The 14,417-nt window shown below is 47.3% G+C and carries 12 protein-coding genes; 2 read left to right on the top strand and 10 right to left on the bottom strand.

Features of this window, described 5'->3' with window-relative positions; all coding sequences use genetic code 11:
• Positions 1 to 12: 12 nt before the first annotated feature.
• The 9 genes from leuD to PV783_RS32090 all read right to left on the bottom strand — a co-directional run bounded on the left by leuD (position 13) and on the right by PV783_RS32090 (position 9,189).
• Positions 13 to 609: a 3-isopropylmalate dehydratase small subunit gene (gene leuD / locus PV783_RS32130; protein ID WP_079472130.1), complete on the bottom strand. Its 597-nt coding sequence runs from the start codon at positions 607 to 609 to the stop codon at positions 13 to 15.
• A 40-nt stretch (positions 610 to 649) separates the two neighbouring features.
• Positions 650 to 2,053, bottom strand: a complete 1,404-nt coding sequence (gene leuC, locus PV783_RS32125) for a 3-isopropylmalate dehydratase large subunit (RefSeq protein WP_079472129.1) — start codon at positions 2,051 to 2,053, stop codon at positions 650 to 652.
• A gap of 311 nt (positions 2,054 to 2,364) precedes the next feature.
• On the bottom strand, positions 2,365 to 3,480 hold the full coding sequence (locus tag PV783_RS32120; protein WP_420990872.1) for an ABC transporter permease: 1,116 nt from the start codon (positions 3,478 to 3,480) through the stop codon (positions 2,365 to 2,367).
• A complete protein-coding gene (locus PV783_RS32115) occupies positions 3,477 to 4,583 on the bottom strand; it encodes an ABC transporter permease (RefSeq protein WP_420990871.1) in 1,107 nt (368 codons plus the stop codon). Before PV783_RS32115 ends, PV783_RS32120 begins: the two co-directional genes overlap by 4 nt.
• Positions 4,584 to 4,592: 9 nt before the next feature.
• Entirely contained in the window at positions 4,593 to 5,336 is a 744-nt protein-coding gene (locus PV783_RS32110; RefSeq protein ID WP_079472126.1) for an ABC transporter ATP-binding protein, read from the bottom strand.
• A gap of 11 nt (positions 5,337 to 5,347) precedes the next feature.
• Positions 5,348 to 6,265 (bottom strand): ABC transporter ATP-binding protein, encoded by a 918-nt coding sequence (locus PV783_RS32105; protein WP_420990870.1) that lies wholly within the window; start codon positions 6,263 to 6,265, stop codon positions 5,348 to 5,350.
• Positions 6,262 to 7,212: an HlyD family secretion protein gene (locus tag PV783_RS32100; RefSeq protein ID WP_420990869.1), complete on the bottom strand. Its 951-nt coding sequence runs from the start codon at positions 7,210 to 7,212 to the stop codon at positions 6,262 to 6,264. Before PV783_RS32100 ends, PV783_RS32105 begins: the two co-directional genes overlap by 4 nt.
• A 13-nt stretch (positions 7,213 to 7,225) precedes the next feature.
• Positions 7,226 to 8,503, bottom strand: a complete 1,278-nt coding sequence (locus PV783_RS32095) for a TolC family protein (RefSeq protein ID WP_420990868.1) — start codon at positions 8,501 to 8,503, stop codon at positions 7,226 to 7,228.
• Between the two features lie 65 nt (positions 8,504 to 8,568).
• Positions 8,569 to 9,189 carry a TetR/AcrR family transcriptional regulator gene (locus PV783_RS32090; RefSeq protein ID WP_420990867.1) on the bottom strand — a complete coding sequence of 207 codons (621 nt, stop codon included), beginning with the start codon at positions 9,187 to 9,189 and terminating at the stop codon, positions 8,569 to 8,571.
• A 127-nt stretch (positions 9,190 to 9,316) separates the two neighbouring features.
• Here PV783_RS32090 and PV783_RS32085 point away from each other — a divergent pair, with 127 nt between their 5' ends.
• Together PV783_RS32085 and PV783_RS32080 are read left to right on the top strand one after the other, a co-directional pair.
• The gene (locus tag PV783_RS32085; protein ID WP_420990866.1) at positions 9,317 to 10,036 is read left to right on the top strand and encodes a DUF2071 domain-containing protein; all 720 of its coding nucleotides are present in this window, start codon (positions 9,317 to 9,319) and stop codon (positions 10,034 to 10,036) included.
• A gap of 109 nt (positions 10,037 to 10,145) precedes the next feature.
• On the top strand, positions 10,146 to 12,680 hold the full coding sequence (locus tag PV783_RS32080) for a phosphocholine-specific phospholipase C (RefSeq protein WP_420990865.1): 2,535 nt from the start codon (positions 10,146 to 10,148) through the stop codon (positions 12,678 to 12,680).
• A gap of 51 nt (positions 12,681 to 12,731) precedes the next feature.
• On the opposite strand, the gene pafA is transcribed toward PV783_RS32080, so the two are convergent.
• Positions 12,732 to 14,372, bottom strand: coding sequence for an alkaline phosphatase PafA (pafA, locus tag PV783_RS32075; RefSeq protein WP_235016007.1), 1,641 nt, complete (start codon positions 14,370 to 14,372; stop codon positions 12,732 to 12,734).
• Between the last annotated feature and the right edge of the window lie 45 nt (positions 14,373 to 14,417).

Here is a 14,417-nt window from a genome sequence, read left to right as displayed (position 1 = left end):
TTATGGAATGTTTTAGTACAGGCTCTTGCCGGCGAATGTTGTTATTTCGTCCTTCATGGCCTGCAGGTAATCAATATCATCATAGCCATTCATCATGTTGTGCTTTTTATAGCTGTTGATGGCAAAGGACTCGCTTTCCCCGGTAGCCGGGATGGTGATGGTTTGCGCTTCCAGGTTGATTTCCACTTCCGCTTTGGGATCGGATTCTATCGCTGTGAATATTTTATCGAGGAATTCGGGGCTTACCTGTACGGGTAAGATACCGATATTTAAAGAGTTGTTTTTGAAGATGTCGGCAAAGAAGCTGGACACTACGCAACGGAACCCATAGTCGTAGATAGCCCACGCAGCGTGCTCACGGCTGCTGCCGCTGCCAAAGTTTTTACCCGCTACCAGTATTTTACCGGAATAGATCGGGTTATTTAAAACGAAATCTTTTTTTGGTGTGCCGTCTGTTTCATAGCGCCAGTCGCGGAACAGGTTATCGCCAAAGCCGGTGCGCTCAGTAGCTTTCAGGAATCGTGCAGGAATGATCTGGTCAGTGTCCACATTTTCAATGGGCATGGGTACTGCTGTACTCCTTAATATCGTGAATTTATCGTAAGCCATTTTTTGTTGATCGTTTATAAAATTTGTAAGAAGGGGATGATTAAGCAATCAGTTCTCTCGGGTCAGTTACCACGCCGGTTACTGCAGCAGCAGCGGCTACCAGCGGACTGGCCAGCATGGTCCTGGAACCAGGTCCCTGTCTGCCTTCAAAGTTCCTGTTACTGGTGCTCACGGCGTATTTGCCGGCGGGCACTTTATCATCGTTCATTGCCAGGCAGGCAGAACATCCGGGCTGACGCAGCTGGAAACCGGCTTCTGTCAGGATATCCAGGATACCTTCTTCCTTAATCTGTTGCTCTACGATGTGTGATCCGGGAACGATCCAGGCAGTTACATGATCTGCTTTCTTTCTTCCTTTTACAATAGAAGCAAATGCACGGAAGTCTTCAATACGACCGTTGGTGCAGCTGCCTATAAATACATAATCTACTTTTTTACCCAGCATGGCTTCTTCCTCGTGGAAGCCCATGTACTGCAATGATTTTTCGTAGCTGGATTTGCTGTCGCCGGCCAGCGCAGAAGGGATATGTTTGGTGATGCCCATACCCATACCCGGATTGGTACCGTAAGTGATCATCGGCTCAATATCGGCCGCATCAAAAGTGTACTCTTTGTCGAACGTGGCGCCTTCATCTGTACGCAGCGTTTTCCAGTAAGCCAGCGCGGTATCCCATGCAGCTCCTTTGGGCGCTTTCTCACGTCCTTTGATATAGTTGTAAGTGGTTTCGTCCGGCGCAATAATGCCACCGCGCGCACCCATCTCAATACTCATATTACAAACGGTCATACGACCTTCCATGCTCATGTTTTCAAAAACATCACCGGCATATTCCACAAAGTAGCCGGTAGCGCCGGCAGCAGTGAGCCTGGAAATAATATAAAGGGTTACGTCTTTCGGTGTAATACCTTTACCCAGTTTACCCGTTACGTTGATCCGCATTTTCTTTGGCTTCGGCTGCATAATACACTGGGAGGTAAGTACCATCTCTACTTCAGAAGTACCGATACCAAATGCAATAGCGCCAAAAGCGCCGTGGGTGGAGGTGTGGGAATCACCGCATACAATGGTCATACCCGGCAGGGTGATACCATTTTCCGGACCTACCACGTGCACAATACCATTCTTGGGATTACCTAATCCCCAATGAGAAATACCATACTTGTTGGAATTGGTTTCCAGGGCTTTCAGCTGGTTGGCGGAAAGCGGGTCCTGTACCGGTAAATGCTGGTTAATAGTTGGCGTATTGTGATCAGCTGTGGCAAACGTCTTTTCAGGAAACATTACCTTTAAACCCCTGTTTTCCATTCCAAGAAAAGCCACAGGGCTGGTTACTTCATGAATAAAGTGGCGGTCGATAAAAAATACATCCGGACCATCTTCAATTTTCCTCACAACATGTGAATCCCATACTTTGTCAAATAAGGTAGCGGGTTTATTGCTCATTTTTTAAAATTTTAAAAGTAGCTACTTGATTGTTCAAATTTATTCATAAAATCTATTTTATTTCAATATTTTTTCTAACAATACGCGTTAAAAGGCCCTGAAATAGCAGAAGGAACGGGTGTTTGAGCCTGGTTTACAGTGTATTTTACTGATAGTCAGTGATTTGTAATTTTTTGAAGGAAGACTTGGAAACCACCTTTTTTTGGGTAATCACACGCGGTTGGTGATATGTTAAGGAGATATATACTGTGTAAAAACGTAATATGCTTAGAGCGGATGCACGGAAGATCATTAAGAAAAGAGGTGACGGCTTAACTTGTTTTCCTGTAATTAAAGATGGCCCATCCGTTTAACAGCACTGCAAACAATACCAGGTATAATAGCTCCATCTGTACATCCGCAAAGCCGCTGCCTTTCAGCACAATGGTCCGGATTACTTTAATAAAATGTGTGACGGGCGTTAAATTGGCGATCATCTTTGCCCAGGGCGGCATACTATCTACGGCGGTAAACAGCCCGCTCATCAGCATAAAGATCATCATAAAAAAGAATGCTACAAACATAGCCTGCAACTGGTTATTGGTATAGGTAGATACCAGTAACCCAAAGCCCAGCAATGCTACCAGGTATATGGCGGCAAATACATAAATTGTTACAAAACTCCCCACCGGCCAGATGCCATATATTCCCCAGGCCACCAGCAAACCAAGTGTAAACACAATCATGCCCACCACCCAGAAAGGAATGAGTTTGCCAAGAATAAATTCCCACTTCTGAATGGGGGTTACATTGATCTGTTCTATAGTGCCTACTTCTTTTTCCCTTACAATATTAAGGGCCGACATAAAGCCGCCGATCAGTGTAAGCAGCAACACCAGTATTGCCGGCACTATATAAAACCGGTATTCCGCCAACGGATTAAACCAGTTGGAATAAGTAATATCAATCACACCCGCAGGCGGCGTCCTATTCCTGCCGGTATTAATGGGGATGTCCTTATTGAAGTCCGCAATTACCGTCATGAGGTAATTGCCGCCAATGGCTGCTTTGGTGCCGTTAATGGCATCTACGGATACCCCTACACGCTGTTTGCCTTCTCTTACCAGGTTGCTTTCAAAATTGGGTGGGATCTCCAGCACCACATCAGCTTTTTCCCTTTCTATATAGGTAATGGCGCGCTGAAAGGAAGGCTCGGCAGCCACTATTTTGAAATAACCGGAGGCGCCTACTTTCGCAATCAGCTGCCGGGAATAAGAACTGTGGTCATTGTCCACTACGGCAAGATTAACGCTCTTCACATCAAAGTTCATGGCAAGGGGGAGAATGACCAGCTGTATGGTAGGCATAGCAAACATCATGGCCAGGATCGTTTTATCCCGGAAAATCTGCCTGAACTCCTTTTTCAATAGATAACCCAGCACTTTCATGATAACCGCGTTTTAAAGTTTTTGAGGGCAATAGTGAGCAGTATAATGGTCATGCCTAACAGCACCATCGTTTCTTTCCAGACATATTCAAATCCAAGTCCTTTGAGCATTACCGATTTAATGATCAGGAAATACCACCGGGAAGGAATAATATTGGAGATGAGCTGGAATATCTTCGGCATATTTTCTATCGGGAACATAAAGCCGGTAAAGATCATGGTGGGGATCATCAGTCCCATCATCGACAGCAGCAGCGCCGTTTGCTGCGAGTTGGTGGTGTTGGAAATCATCAGCCCAAATGATAAACAGGTAATGATAAACAGCATACTTTCCATAAACAACAGCAGGATACTGCCTTTGATGCCCACATCCAGCACAAACACCGCCAGCACCAGGATCAGCACAAAATTCGCCAGCGATAGTATCAGGTAAGGAATGGCTTTGGCAATCAGCACCATCAGCGGTTTAAAAGGAGATACCAGTAATATTTCCATGGTACCCAGTTCTTTTTCGCGCACTACAGATACCGAGGTGAGCGCGGTGCATACAATCATCAGCACCAGGGCCATCACACCGGGAATGAAATTTAGCGAGCCATTGCCTTCTTCATTATACAGCATCCTTGATTCGGGAACAATGGTATAAGGCAATTGCGGCGAAGGACTGATTTCCTGCTGGTAAGCCGTTGTGATAGCAGTGATATAGTTTACCACGGTTTTGGCAGTATTGGGATCGGAACCATCGGTAATGATCTGTAGCTGCGCCTTTCCCCCATGCTGCAGGTCGTTGCCAAAACCGGCAGGGAAAATCAGCGCGCATTTTGTAGTGCCCTTTTTAAAGGAGTTTGCTATATCGTTGTAATCGATGGAGGATTCATTTACGATAAAGTAGGAAGATGATTTTATTTTACGGATCAGCTGCTGCGAATTGGCGTCCCGCGAATTATCAATCACCGTAAGTGTAATATCCTTTACCTCGCTGGTCAGTGCAAAGCCAAACAGCACGATCTGCGCTACCGGCAAGCCAAACATGATCAGTAAGGTCCGTTTGTCGCGGAATACATGGAAAAATTCTTTCCGGATAAAAACAAGAAGCTGTTTCATAGAAATGTTTTAGTCGCCCGACCTTTTGGCCCTGCGGGCCAACCGGTAAAATACTTCGTCCATATTATCGGCCTCAAACTGCGTTTTCAGGTTGGCAGGAGAATCCAGTGCTTCTATTTTGCCATCTACCATGATGGTAACGCGGTTACAATACTCCGCTTCATCCATATAGTGGGTGGTTACGAAGATGGTAATGCCGCTTGCCGCCGCTTCATAGATCATATCCCAGAACTGCCGCCTGGTAACGGGGTCCACACCGCCGGTAGGTTCATCCAGGAACACAATCCGCGGCTGGTGAAAGATAGCTACTGAAAAAGCCAGCTTCTGTTTCCAGCCTAACGGCAGCGCACCTACGAGTTTTTTTGCTTCTGCTGTAAGCCCTAATTTCTGAATCAGGTTATCGCTTCTCTTACGGATCTCGGAAGAAGAAACGCCGTACACGCCGCCAAAGAATTCAATGTTTTCTACTACCGTCAGGTTTTCATACAGGGAAAACTTCTGACTCATATAGCCAATATTCTTCTTGATGGATTCGGGTTGTTTATATACATCAAAACCCGCTACCATAGCCTCTCCGGAAGTAGGGTGGGAGAGCCCGCAGAGAATCCTCATGGCAGTGGTTTTGCCTGCCCCGTTGGCGCCCAGGAACCCGAAGATCTCTCCCTTGTTTACCTCAAAGGAAATTTTATTGACGGCATAAAAGTCGCCAAACCGTTTCGTGAGATCCTTACATACAATCACTTTTTCTTCCATGATATCCTGTTTTATGCCTGGTTCATTAACCGGATAAAGCTATCCTCAATGCCGGGATGAATTAATTTTATATCTACGTGTGTATGTCCCCGTTGTGTTATGTTACGCTGCAGCGTATCTATATCCGCGCCGGCATCTTTAAGTGTAATATGGATGTACTCCCCGAAAGCAAAGCTGCTGTCTATTTCCGGCATACTCCGCAGGTCCGTCAGCAGGTGATAGATATTGTCCGCCTTGATGGCATAAAGTTTCACCGGGAATTGCGCCATGATTTTATCCGGTGTGTCCACTGACATAATTTTACCATTCTGTATCAGCGCAATCCTTTCGCAAAGCACGGCTTCATCCATATAGGGAGTAGATACCACGATGGTAATGCCCTGTTGTTTCAGGTGCTTCAGCATGTCCCAGAATTCTTTACGGGAAACCACATCCACACCGGTAGTGGGTTCGTCGAGAAATAATACTTCCGGTTTGTGGATCAGCGCGCAACACAGTGCCAGCTTCTGTTTCATGCCTCCGCTGAGTTTCCCGGCACGGCGGTCGCTGAAAGGCTTTATCTGGTCGTAGATATCCTTAATGAGCTCGTAGTTTTCTTCAATGGTGCTTCCAAAGAGGGTGGCAAAGAAATCGAGATTTTCTTTTACTGTCAGATCCTGGTACAGGGAAAATTTCCCCGGCATATAACCGATCCTATTGCGGATCTCTTTATAATCTTTTACACAATCATAACCGCGTACGCTGGCCGTACCTTTATCCGGCAGCAACAAGGTGGTGAGAATGCGGAAGAGCGACGTTTTACCTGCGCCATCCGGGCCTATCAGGCCAAACAGCTCGCCTTCCTCCACCTGCAGCGAAACATCATTTACTGCCAGCACCTTACCTTTGTCGTAAGTTTTGGTGATATGATCCAGTGTTACCGCGCTCATTTGGATGCTTTATTAATCAGCATTTCACCATACATGCCTATCTTCAGATAGCCATCATTCTTTACCCTTACCTTGATGGCATACACCAGGTTGGCCCGTTCATTTTTTGTTTGAATGGTTTTTGGTGTAAACTCAGATTTATCGGAGATCCAGGTAATTTCACCGGGGTATGATTTGTAATTCTTTTCGCCCTGGTCGATACGCGCCTGCACCTGTTGCCCCAGCTTGATTTGCGGGAGGGTAACGCCGGTTACATAGGCTTTCAGGTAAAGTGTATCGATATTGGCGATCTTGTATAATGGTTTCCCGATGGTGGCCATTTCTCCCTGCAGTGCATATTTCAGCAGTACTACGCCACTCACCGGGTTAATGATTTGTCCTTTGCGGATCTGCTCTGCATACTGTGCCAGCGATTTTTCCAGCGGCGCTTTTTCACTGAGTATAGTACGGTTTTGGGTAGAAGTATTGGAATTGTTGAGCTGCAGTTGTTGCCGGGTTACGCTGAGTTGCCGCTCCAGCTGTACAATGAGGGCATTGATATCATCGAGTTGTTTCTGTGTGGCGGCGTCGCTTTTCACCAGGTTTTCGGTCCGTGTTCTTTCCCGGTATTGTTGCTGCAGTTGTGCTTCCTGCACCAGCAGTTGCCTGCGTACCAGTTCTCTTTGCGGTACGGGATCATGGGTTTTTTCTTTTAGCGCATTGATCGATGCCTGTACCTGTTCTCTTTGCAGGGTAGGGATGGTAACATCAATCTGGCCAACGGACTGCCCGGCAGTGAGTTTGTCGCCTTCCTTTACAGGGAAGGACTGTATTTCACCGGTTTGTTCGGCAGATACGATTACTTCATCTGCTTCAAAATTGCCGGATGCGTCATAGTCATTTTTGCCGTTTCCGCAGGCATTAATCATCATCACAAGGGCTATACCAGGTATTATGTTGTATTTCATATGCAATAATTAATCAGTTCCCGGAGGTGTTTTTATAATTGTATTGAGCCTGTAATAATTGTATGCTGTGGAGGATCCGCGATTGTTTCGCCAGGTTCTCCGCATTCAGCTGGGAGATGTATTCATGCACGGTGATAACGCCGTTATCCAGCTGCGCCTGCGCCGACTTCTTCACTGATGAGCGGAGCGTGATGGCGCTGTCGTCCTGTTCTATCAGGGTGGCAAACTTATCAATATCCTGGTTTTGTTGCTGCAGGCTCATGCCGGTGTTGAACAGGAATGTTTCCTTATTCACATCAAGTTTTTGCCGGTTGATATCCAGCAGCTGCCGGTTGTTTTTCAGGGAATAGAGACTGCCTAACGACCAGTTAAGCCGTACGCCCCCCATCCACCAGGTACCAAATTTGTTATCAACGATATTCAGTGTAGGCCGGCCATAGGCGCCCTGGAAAAACGCGCTCAGTTTAGGAAGGTAACCTGATTGCAATTGTTTTTCCTGTACGTCGAAGGCTTTTTTCTGGATATCATAATAAGTAATTTCCGGTCGATGTATACCTTGTTGTGGCGCCACGGGTGCGGGCCATGCCAGGCTGGTGCTATCGTTCAGCGGTTGGTGTATGAAAGCTTCCAGCATTTTCATATAGGCTTTCCTGTTAGCGCTGAATTCAGTGGCGGCCATGTCGGTGTTCATGATCTCTGCTTTGAGTTCATCTACGTTGCTGCGATAGGCTACCCCATTATTAAGGGCCGCCTGCGCTTTATCGGTGGCGCTTTGCAGGTCTGCTTTCCTTAACCTGTTTTGTTCCAGCTGCGCGTCCATCAGCAATATGCCGAAGTAGAGCTGCGTAATGCGGTCGCGGATAGCGTAGAGGTTTACTTCCAGCTGTTGTTGCTGTATGGCTTCATTGGCGCGGCTGCTTTCCTTTTGTAGCTTGCTTACGCCGCCGTCATAGATCTGCTGGGAGATCTCCGCCTGTATTTTGTATTGGTCTTTGCTCAGCGAAGGAAAGGTTACGCCGGGCATTGGAGGGATCACCTCGCCAAAGTTGATGGTTTCCGACTGGTATGTTGCCTGCCCGCTTACGGTGAGTTGCGGCAAATACAGCTTACCCGCGTTCTCCACCGAATACCTGCTGCTGCGGCTGATCAGGTCGTATTGTTTGATCAGCGGATAATTCTGCCTGGCCAGGGTATAGCATTCTTCAATAGTGAGGGCAGGGGCCTGGCTCCATGCCCTGTCCGCCAAAGGCCCCAGTAATATGAAACAGCACAAAGCTTTAAATAAGTTCATAGTGCAACACTCAGTTTGAATTATTGTTTTGAAAAGTTGTTCAATTTCCGGGCAAAAAAAAGCAGCTATTTCAGCATGCCTTTGATCCAGATGGGTATCAGCTTTCGCCGTTCTTCCATCAGGGCGGTGAATTCCCCTGATTTCACTACCTTATTCCTTTCCAGTAAGGGCCGGGCCAGGAAAGGCATTACCACAAAGCCTATCAGGTTCATCATTAGCTGGATCGGGTGAATACTCAGCTTTCCTTCTTTCTGCAGGGCGGCCAGCTGTTTAAAGAAATGCGACTGGAAGATGGCATCTTTACGGTTATCCTTCAACAACTCATCGGTGCCGGCAAAGATCTCATTTACCATAAACAAGGGGAAGTCCGGGTTCTTCAGCAATAAGTTGATATAGTGATTGGCTACCTGCTCAACCTTCTGCTGCACGGTTAGCTGCTCGTTATTGAGGATCAGTGTTACCGCGGTAATTAATTTCTCCACTACCTCTGCCATCACAAACTGGAACAGCTTTTCCTTGCTGCGGAAATAATAATTGACCAGCGACAGGTTAATATCTGCCTCTGCCGCAATATCCCTTACTTTGGTAGCCTGGTATCCTTTCTTTGTAAACACAGTTCTGGCTGCGGCTTTGATCCGCTCTTCCGTGGAAGCATCTATATTTCCTTTCTTTTCGCTTACCGCCATATCGGGTGTGGAGTTTAATATTTATACAAAGATAGATAATTGAACAACTTTTCAAAACATTTGTTCAATATTTTTAAAATGCTGTTGATGGCTGTTTTGATGTATCTTTAATTAGATCCTTACCTATATGAAGCTACCCGTTATACATGGTTATATAGACCGCCGCATCCTGGTAAATTTTACTGTAGACCCCGAAGCTGTTCAGTCGCTGCTGCCGTCGCCTTTCCGTCCCAAGATTTATAAAGGCAAAGCCATTGCCGGCATCTGCCTGATAAGATTAAAACACATCAAGCCAAAAGGCTGGCCGGATTTTACAGGCATCTCCTCAGAAAATGGCGCGCACCGTATTGCGGTAGAGTGGGAGGAAAATGGTGTTATCAAAGAAGGCGTGTATATCCCCCGCAGGGATACTTCATCCAGGCTCAATGCCCTCGCCGGTGGACGGCTGTTTCCAGGCAAACATCACCTGGCTGATTTTAATGTAAAGGAAGCAGCTGGACATTTTCATATCGACTTTACCAGCTCAGATAAAACATCCATTTCCATAGATGCGCGCAGCACCAGCGAATTCCCGGCTACCTCCGTTTTTGAAACCCTGGAAAATGCTTCCGCATTTTTTGAAGGTGGTGCGGTCGGCTATTCTCCCAATAACCAGCAGTCGCTCGACGGATTAAAACTACAAACCTATCAATGGAAAGTGAGCCCGCTGCAACTGATACAGGTAGCTTCCAGCTTTTTTGAGAATACGGCTGTGTTTAAAAAAGGAAGTGTCGCTTTTGACAACGCCCTCCTCATGACCCGCACCGAACACGAATGGCACACACTTACCGGTTGTCCTCAGCCATAGCCGTATATACCGCATAACAAACACATAATGTGAGGCGCCGTTGCATTCTTTGGGAATGTTTTTTATTTTGTTAGATGAACAATGTAAAACCCACTCAATCGGAATATAAATGGACTCACGCAGAGAATTTCTAAAAAAATCTTTATTGTTATCTGGTGCAGCTGGCTTATCTACCATGATGCCCGCATCCATTCAGCGGGCACTGGCAATAGATCCCGCTCCCGGCAGCACCTTCCTCGACGCAGAACATATTGTGATCCTCATGCAGGAGAATCGTTCCTTTGATCACTGCTTTGGCTCTTTACAGGGTGTCCGCGGATTCAACGATCCACGCGCCGTATGGCTGCCGGACGCAAAGCCGGTGTGGTTTCAAACCAACGCAGCAGGCGATACCTACGCACCTTTCCGTCTCAATATTAAAGATACCAAAGCCACCTGGATGGGCGCATTGCCGCACTCCAGGCCCAGCCAGGTAGATGCCTACAACAAAGGCCGCTACGATAAATGGCTTATTGCAAAAACACCCGGTAACAAGGAATACGCCGCCATGCCTTTAACAATGGGGTATTATACCCGCGAGGATCTTCCCTTTAACTACGCAATGGCAGACGCTTTCACGGTATGTGATCAGAACTTCTGCTCAGCCATGACCAGCACCACGCCCAACCGCTCCTTTTTCTGGACAGGTAAAATTGTACATGAGGAAGATGGATTGCCAAAAGCGCATATCCGCAACGACGACTTCAGTTACGGTAAACTGCCCTGGAAAACATTCCCGGAATTACTGGAAGAAAATAATATTGCGTGGAAGTTTTACCAGAATGAAATCAGCTGTGGTGGTGGATGGAAAGGGGAGGAAAGAGCATGGCTCGCAAATTTTGGCTGTAACCTCCTGGAATTTTTCGCAGCCTACAACGTGAAGTTCTCCGAACGCTATGTAAACGGACTACTGAAACAGGTAGACACCCTGCCGGACGAAATCAATAAACTCCAGGAAGCCAGCCCTTCTTCGGATGACGCCGCTGCAAAGATCCGCACCGACATCTCCAAAAAGCAAACAGTGCTGGACAATGCTACCCAGGAACTGCTGAAGTGGAATAAAGAAAGCTATGAGAAATTAACGGACCAGCAGAAATCGCTGTACCAACGGGCTTTTGTAGTCAATAAAAACGATCCTGCATTCCGGAGCGTAACAACAGTAAACTATAAAGACGGATCAAAGGAACGCACCATCACGGTACCCGCCGGCGACGTGCTTCACCAGTTCCGTAAAGATGTAAACGAAGGCGCATTGCCGCAGGTATCCTGGTTGGCAGGCCCGCAGAATTTCTCCGATCACCCCAGCGCTCCCTGGTATGGCGCCTGGTATGTATCCGAAATACTGGATATCCTCACGCAAAAACCGGAGGTCTGGAAGAAAACTATTTTCATTGTTACCTATGATGAAAATGATGGTTACTTCGATCATGTGGTACCTTTCTCCATCTGCGATAATAACAAACCCGGTACAGGGAAATGCTCCGCAGGAATAGACACGGAAATAGAACAGGTGCGGCTGGCACATGAACTAAAGCAGGGCGTAAGTGAAAAGCAGGCCCGGGAAGCCCCGGTAGGACTGGGATTCAGGGTGCCTATGATGATTGCATCGCCCTGGAGCAGGGGAGGAAAGGTATGCTCACAGGTATTTGAACATACTTCTACCTTACAATTCCTGGAAACATTTTTTAGTAAGAAGTTAAACAAACAGGTGCACCTGGATAATATCAGTCAGTGGAGACGCACCATCAGCGGCGATCTCACTGCTGCCTTCAGCCCGTTTAATACCACCACACCGGCCCGGCAGATTTTCCTGGACCAGCGCCACGTAGTGGAAAATATTAATAACGCCCGCTTTAAGTCAGTACCCGCAGGGTTTAAAAAAATCACCAGTGAAGATGTAAAAGCCTTTGCTAACGGCAACGGCACTACGATTTTACAACAGGAGAAAGGCACCCGCCCTTCCTGCGCATTGCCTTATGAACTGCTGGCGGATGGCCAGTGGAAAGCCGGGGAGCAATTGCTGACACTGAAAATGAAAGCGGATAAACAATTGTTCGGCGACCGCGCACATGGCGCACCGTTTACCGTATACACCCATCTTCCTTATAAAGACGAACAAACAGGTGAAACGGAAACAGGAAGAACCTGGTCGTTTGCGGTGGCCGCAGGCGACACCATCACGTATGAGTGGCCGGCGAAAGCCTTTGCAGATAACCGTTACCAGCTGCACCTGCATGGCCCCAATGGATTCTACCGCGCGTTTGAAGGTTCCGCCAAACATCCGCAGCTGGACCTGGAGCTGGGCTATGAAACAAATGGTAAGCTGAAAAAGAAAGCAACAGGTAACCTGGTTTTACGTGTAGCCAACACCGGTAGTAATGCGCGTGATTTCAGTATTACAGATAATGCATACGGAGGAAAAGCAATCCAGCGGAGCATTGCCGCCGGCGCCAGTTTGGAGTTGGTATTGCCGCTGCAGAAAAGCCATGGCTGGTACGATTTCAGCGTACAGGCTGCGGGCTTTGATACGTTTAGTCAGCGGTATGCAGGAAGAGTGGAAACAGGAGCAGAAGGGATAACAGATCCTTTTATGGGCAGGGTATAAAACTAAAAATCCGGGAGGATGTTCATTCAGTGAAAATCCTCCCGGAATATATTATTGCAGTATTTCTTTCACCGGTTTGCCTACACAGCCGCTCGGCATTTGTATATGCAGCATGGCAGCCAGGGTAGCGGCAATATCTGTCATATGCACGGTTTCATTGGAAGCGCCATGTTTTACATGCCATCCCATAAATACCAGCGGAATATGGATATCAAAAGGATTCCAGTTACCGTGGGTAGTGCCTTTCAGTGAACCTTCAAACCATCCTGGCTCAGGAATCACAATTACGGAACCGGTGCGTTTACGGTTGTAGCCATTGATCGCCATTGTATTCAGTGGCTCCGGCAAAGGATTCACGCCGATATTGTCCAGGTCGGCGGCAAACTGGATACCCGGTTGCGCCTCGAAGTACTTCACGGTTTCTTTCTTCACAGCATCATAATCCAGTTTAGACGCAGCTATTTTTGCTTTGTCGAAACTCACATGGTAATTCATAAATGAAGATACGAGTTTGCTTACGCCAAAACGTACATTCAGCGTGCTGTCCAGCCCCGCCACCAGTTTCCTGCTTTCTGTTATGCCGGCTGGCAGCTTATGTTCTTCCATGAATTTAATGGCATGAGCGGCGCCGTGGTCGGCAGTGAGGAACACGAGGTAGTTACCTTTTCCCACGCGCTGGTCCAGGTACGTGAAGAAAGCCGACAGGTCTTTATCCAGGCGCAGGTAAGTATCTTCTACTTCTATGGAATTAGGACCATACTTATGGCCTACATAATCGGTGGAAGCGCAGTTGATGGTGAGGAAGTCGGTCACGGTATTATTACCGAGGTCATATCCTTCAATAGCAGCTTTCGCAAAATCCAGTGTGAGGGTGTTTCCACCGGGAGTAGACCTCAGGTTACCCGGATCTTTTTTATAAGCATCTTTCAACGCATGGGGGAAAACAGGCGCTTTTTCACCGGGGAAAGTACCTTCCCAGTCTACGTTATCTTCACTGCTTTGTACATAAGTATTGATGGGATATAAAGTTTCCCAGGGTTTAGACATCAGCTGCTGCGGCTCTTTGCGGTCGTTGAAACGCTTTACCCACTCAGGCAGTTCTTTCATATACCAGGTGCTGGTAATAAAGCTGCCGTTGCTGTCGTCCAGCCAGAAGGCGCCATTGGGTGTATGTCCGGCTGGAAGGATGGAGGCGCGGTCTTTCAGTGATACGCCTACTACTTTAGAGCGGAAGTTGGTAGCCAGTTTTAATTCATCTGTAATAGTAGATGCCAGCAGGTTGCGCGGCGACATTTTGCCTGCGGAGCTGCTGCTGCCAACGGGTTGTACGGTGGTATCTTCTGTGCAATACCATTTTCTGCCGGTAAGCTGATCGGGCCAGTCGTTGCCGGTAATGCCATGAATAGCGGGAACACTGCCTGTATAAATGGTGCTGTGACCTACAGCGGTAAAGGACGGAAGGTGGCTGATGAAAGTGTTTTCACAGGAAAAACCATCGCCCAGCATACGTTTGAAGCCACCCGCTTCGTAGCGGTCGTAGTAACGGTATAAATAATCCCAGCGCATCTGGTCTACCACAATGCCTACTATCAACTTAGGCTTTTCATTCGATTGGGCTACTGCGGTGAGCCCCTGTAGCGCTGTGAACGCGCCCAGGAATGCAGTGGCAACAGATTTAGTCATTCCGTTCATAATGCAGATTTTTTTCATTTCTTAGGTTCACGCCCCAAAATGGGA

Source organism: Chitinophaga sp. CC14, assembly GCF_048957795.1.
Classification (GTDB): domain Bacteria; phylum Bacteroidota; class Bacteroidia; order Chitinophagales; family Chitinophagaceae; genus Chitinophaga; species Chitinophaga ginsengisegetis.
The sequence above is the reverse complement of the archived record's forward strand: the minus strand, read 5'-3'. Positions and strand labels throughout refer to the sequence as shown.

Bases quoted from the DNA above. Each gene is read 5' to 3' on its own strand.
- PV783_RS32080 (WP_420990865.1), top strand. From the start codon at position 10,146: ATGGACTCACGCAGAGAATTTCTAAAAAAATCTTTATTGTTATCTGGT.
- PV783_RS32105 (WP_420990870.1), bottom strand. From the start codon at position 6,265: ATGAGCGCGGTAACACTGGATCATATCACCAAAACTTACGACAAAGGT.
- leuD (WP_079472130.1), bottom strand. From the start codon at position 609: ATGGCTTACGATAAATTCACGATATTAAGGAGTACAGCAGTACCCATG.
- PV783_RS32085 (WP_420990866.1), top strand. From the start codon at position 9,317: ATGAAGCTACCCGTTATACATGGTTATATAGACCGCCGCATCCTGGTA.
- pafA (WP_235016007.1), bottom strand. From the start codon at position 14,372: ATGAACGGAATGACTAAATCTGTTGCCACTGCATTCCTGGGCGCGTTC.
- PV783_RS32090 (WP_420990867.1), bottom strand. From the start codon at position 9,189: ATGGCGGTAAGCGAAAAGAAAGGAAATATAGATGCTTCCACGGAAGAG.
- PV783_RS32110 (WP_079472126.1), bottom strand. From the start codon at position 5,336: ATGGAAGAAAAAGTGATTGTATGTAAGGATCTCACGAAACGGTTTGGC.
- PV783_RS32095 (WP_420990868.1), bottom strand. From the start codon at position 8,503: ATGAACTTATTTAAAGCTTTGTGCTGTTTCATATTACTGGGGCCTTTG.
- leuC (WP_079472129.1), bottom strand. From the start codon at position 2,053: ATGAGCAATAAACCCGCTACCTTATTTGACAAAGTATGGGATTCACAT.
- PV783_RS32100 (WP_420990869.1), bottom strand. From the start codon at position 7,212: ATGAAATACAACATAATACCTGGTATAGCCCTTGTGATGATGATTAAT.
- PV783_RS32120 (WP_420990872.1), bottom strand. From the start codon at position 3,480: ATGAAAGTGCTGGGTTATCTATTGAAAAAGGAGTTCAGGCAGATTTTC.
- PV783_RS32115 (WP_420990871.1), bottom strand. From the start codon at position 4,583: ATGAAACAGCTTCTTGTTTTTATCCGGAAAGAATTTTTCCATGTATTC.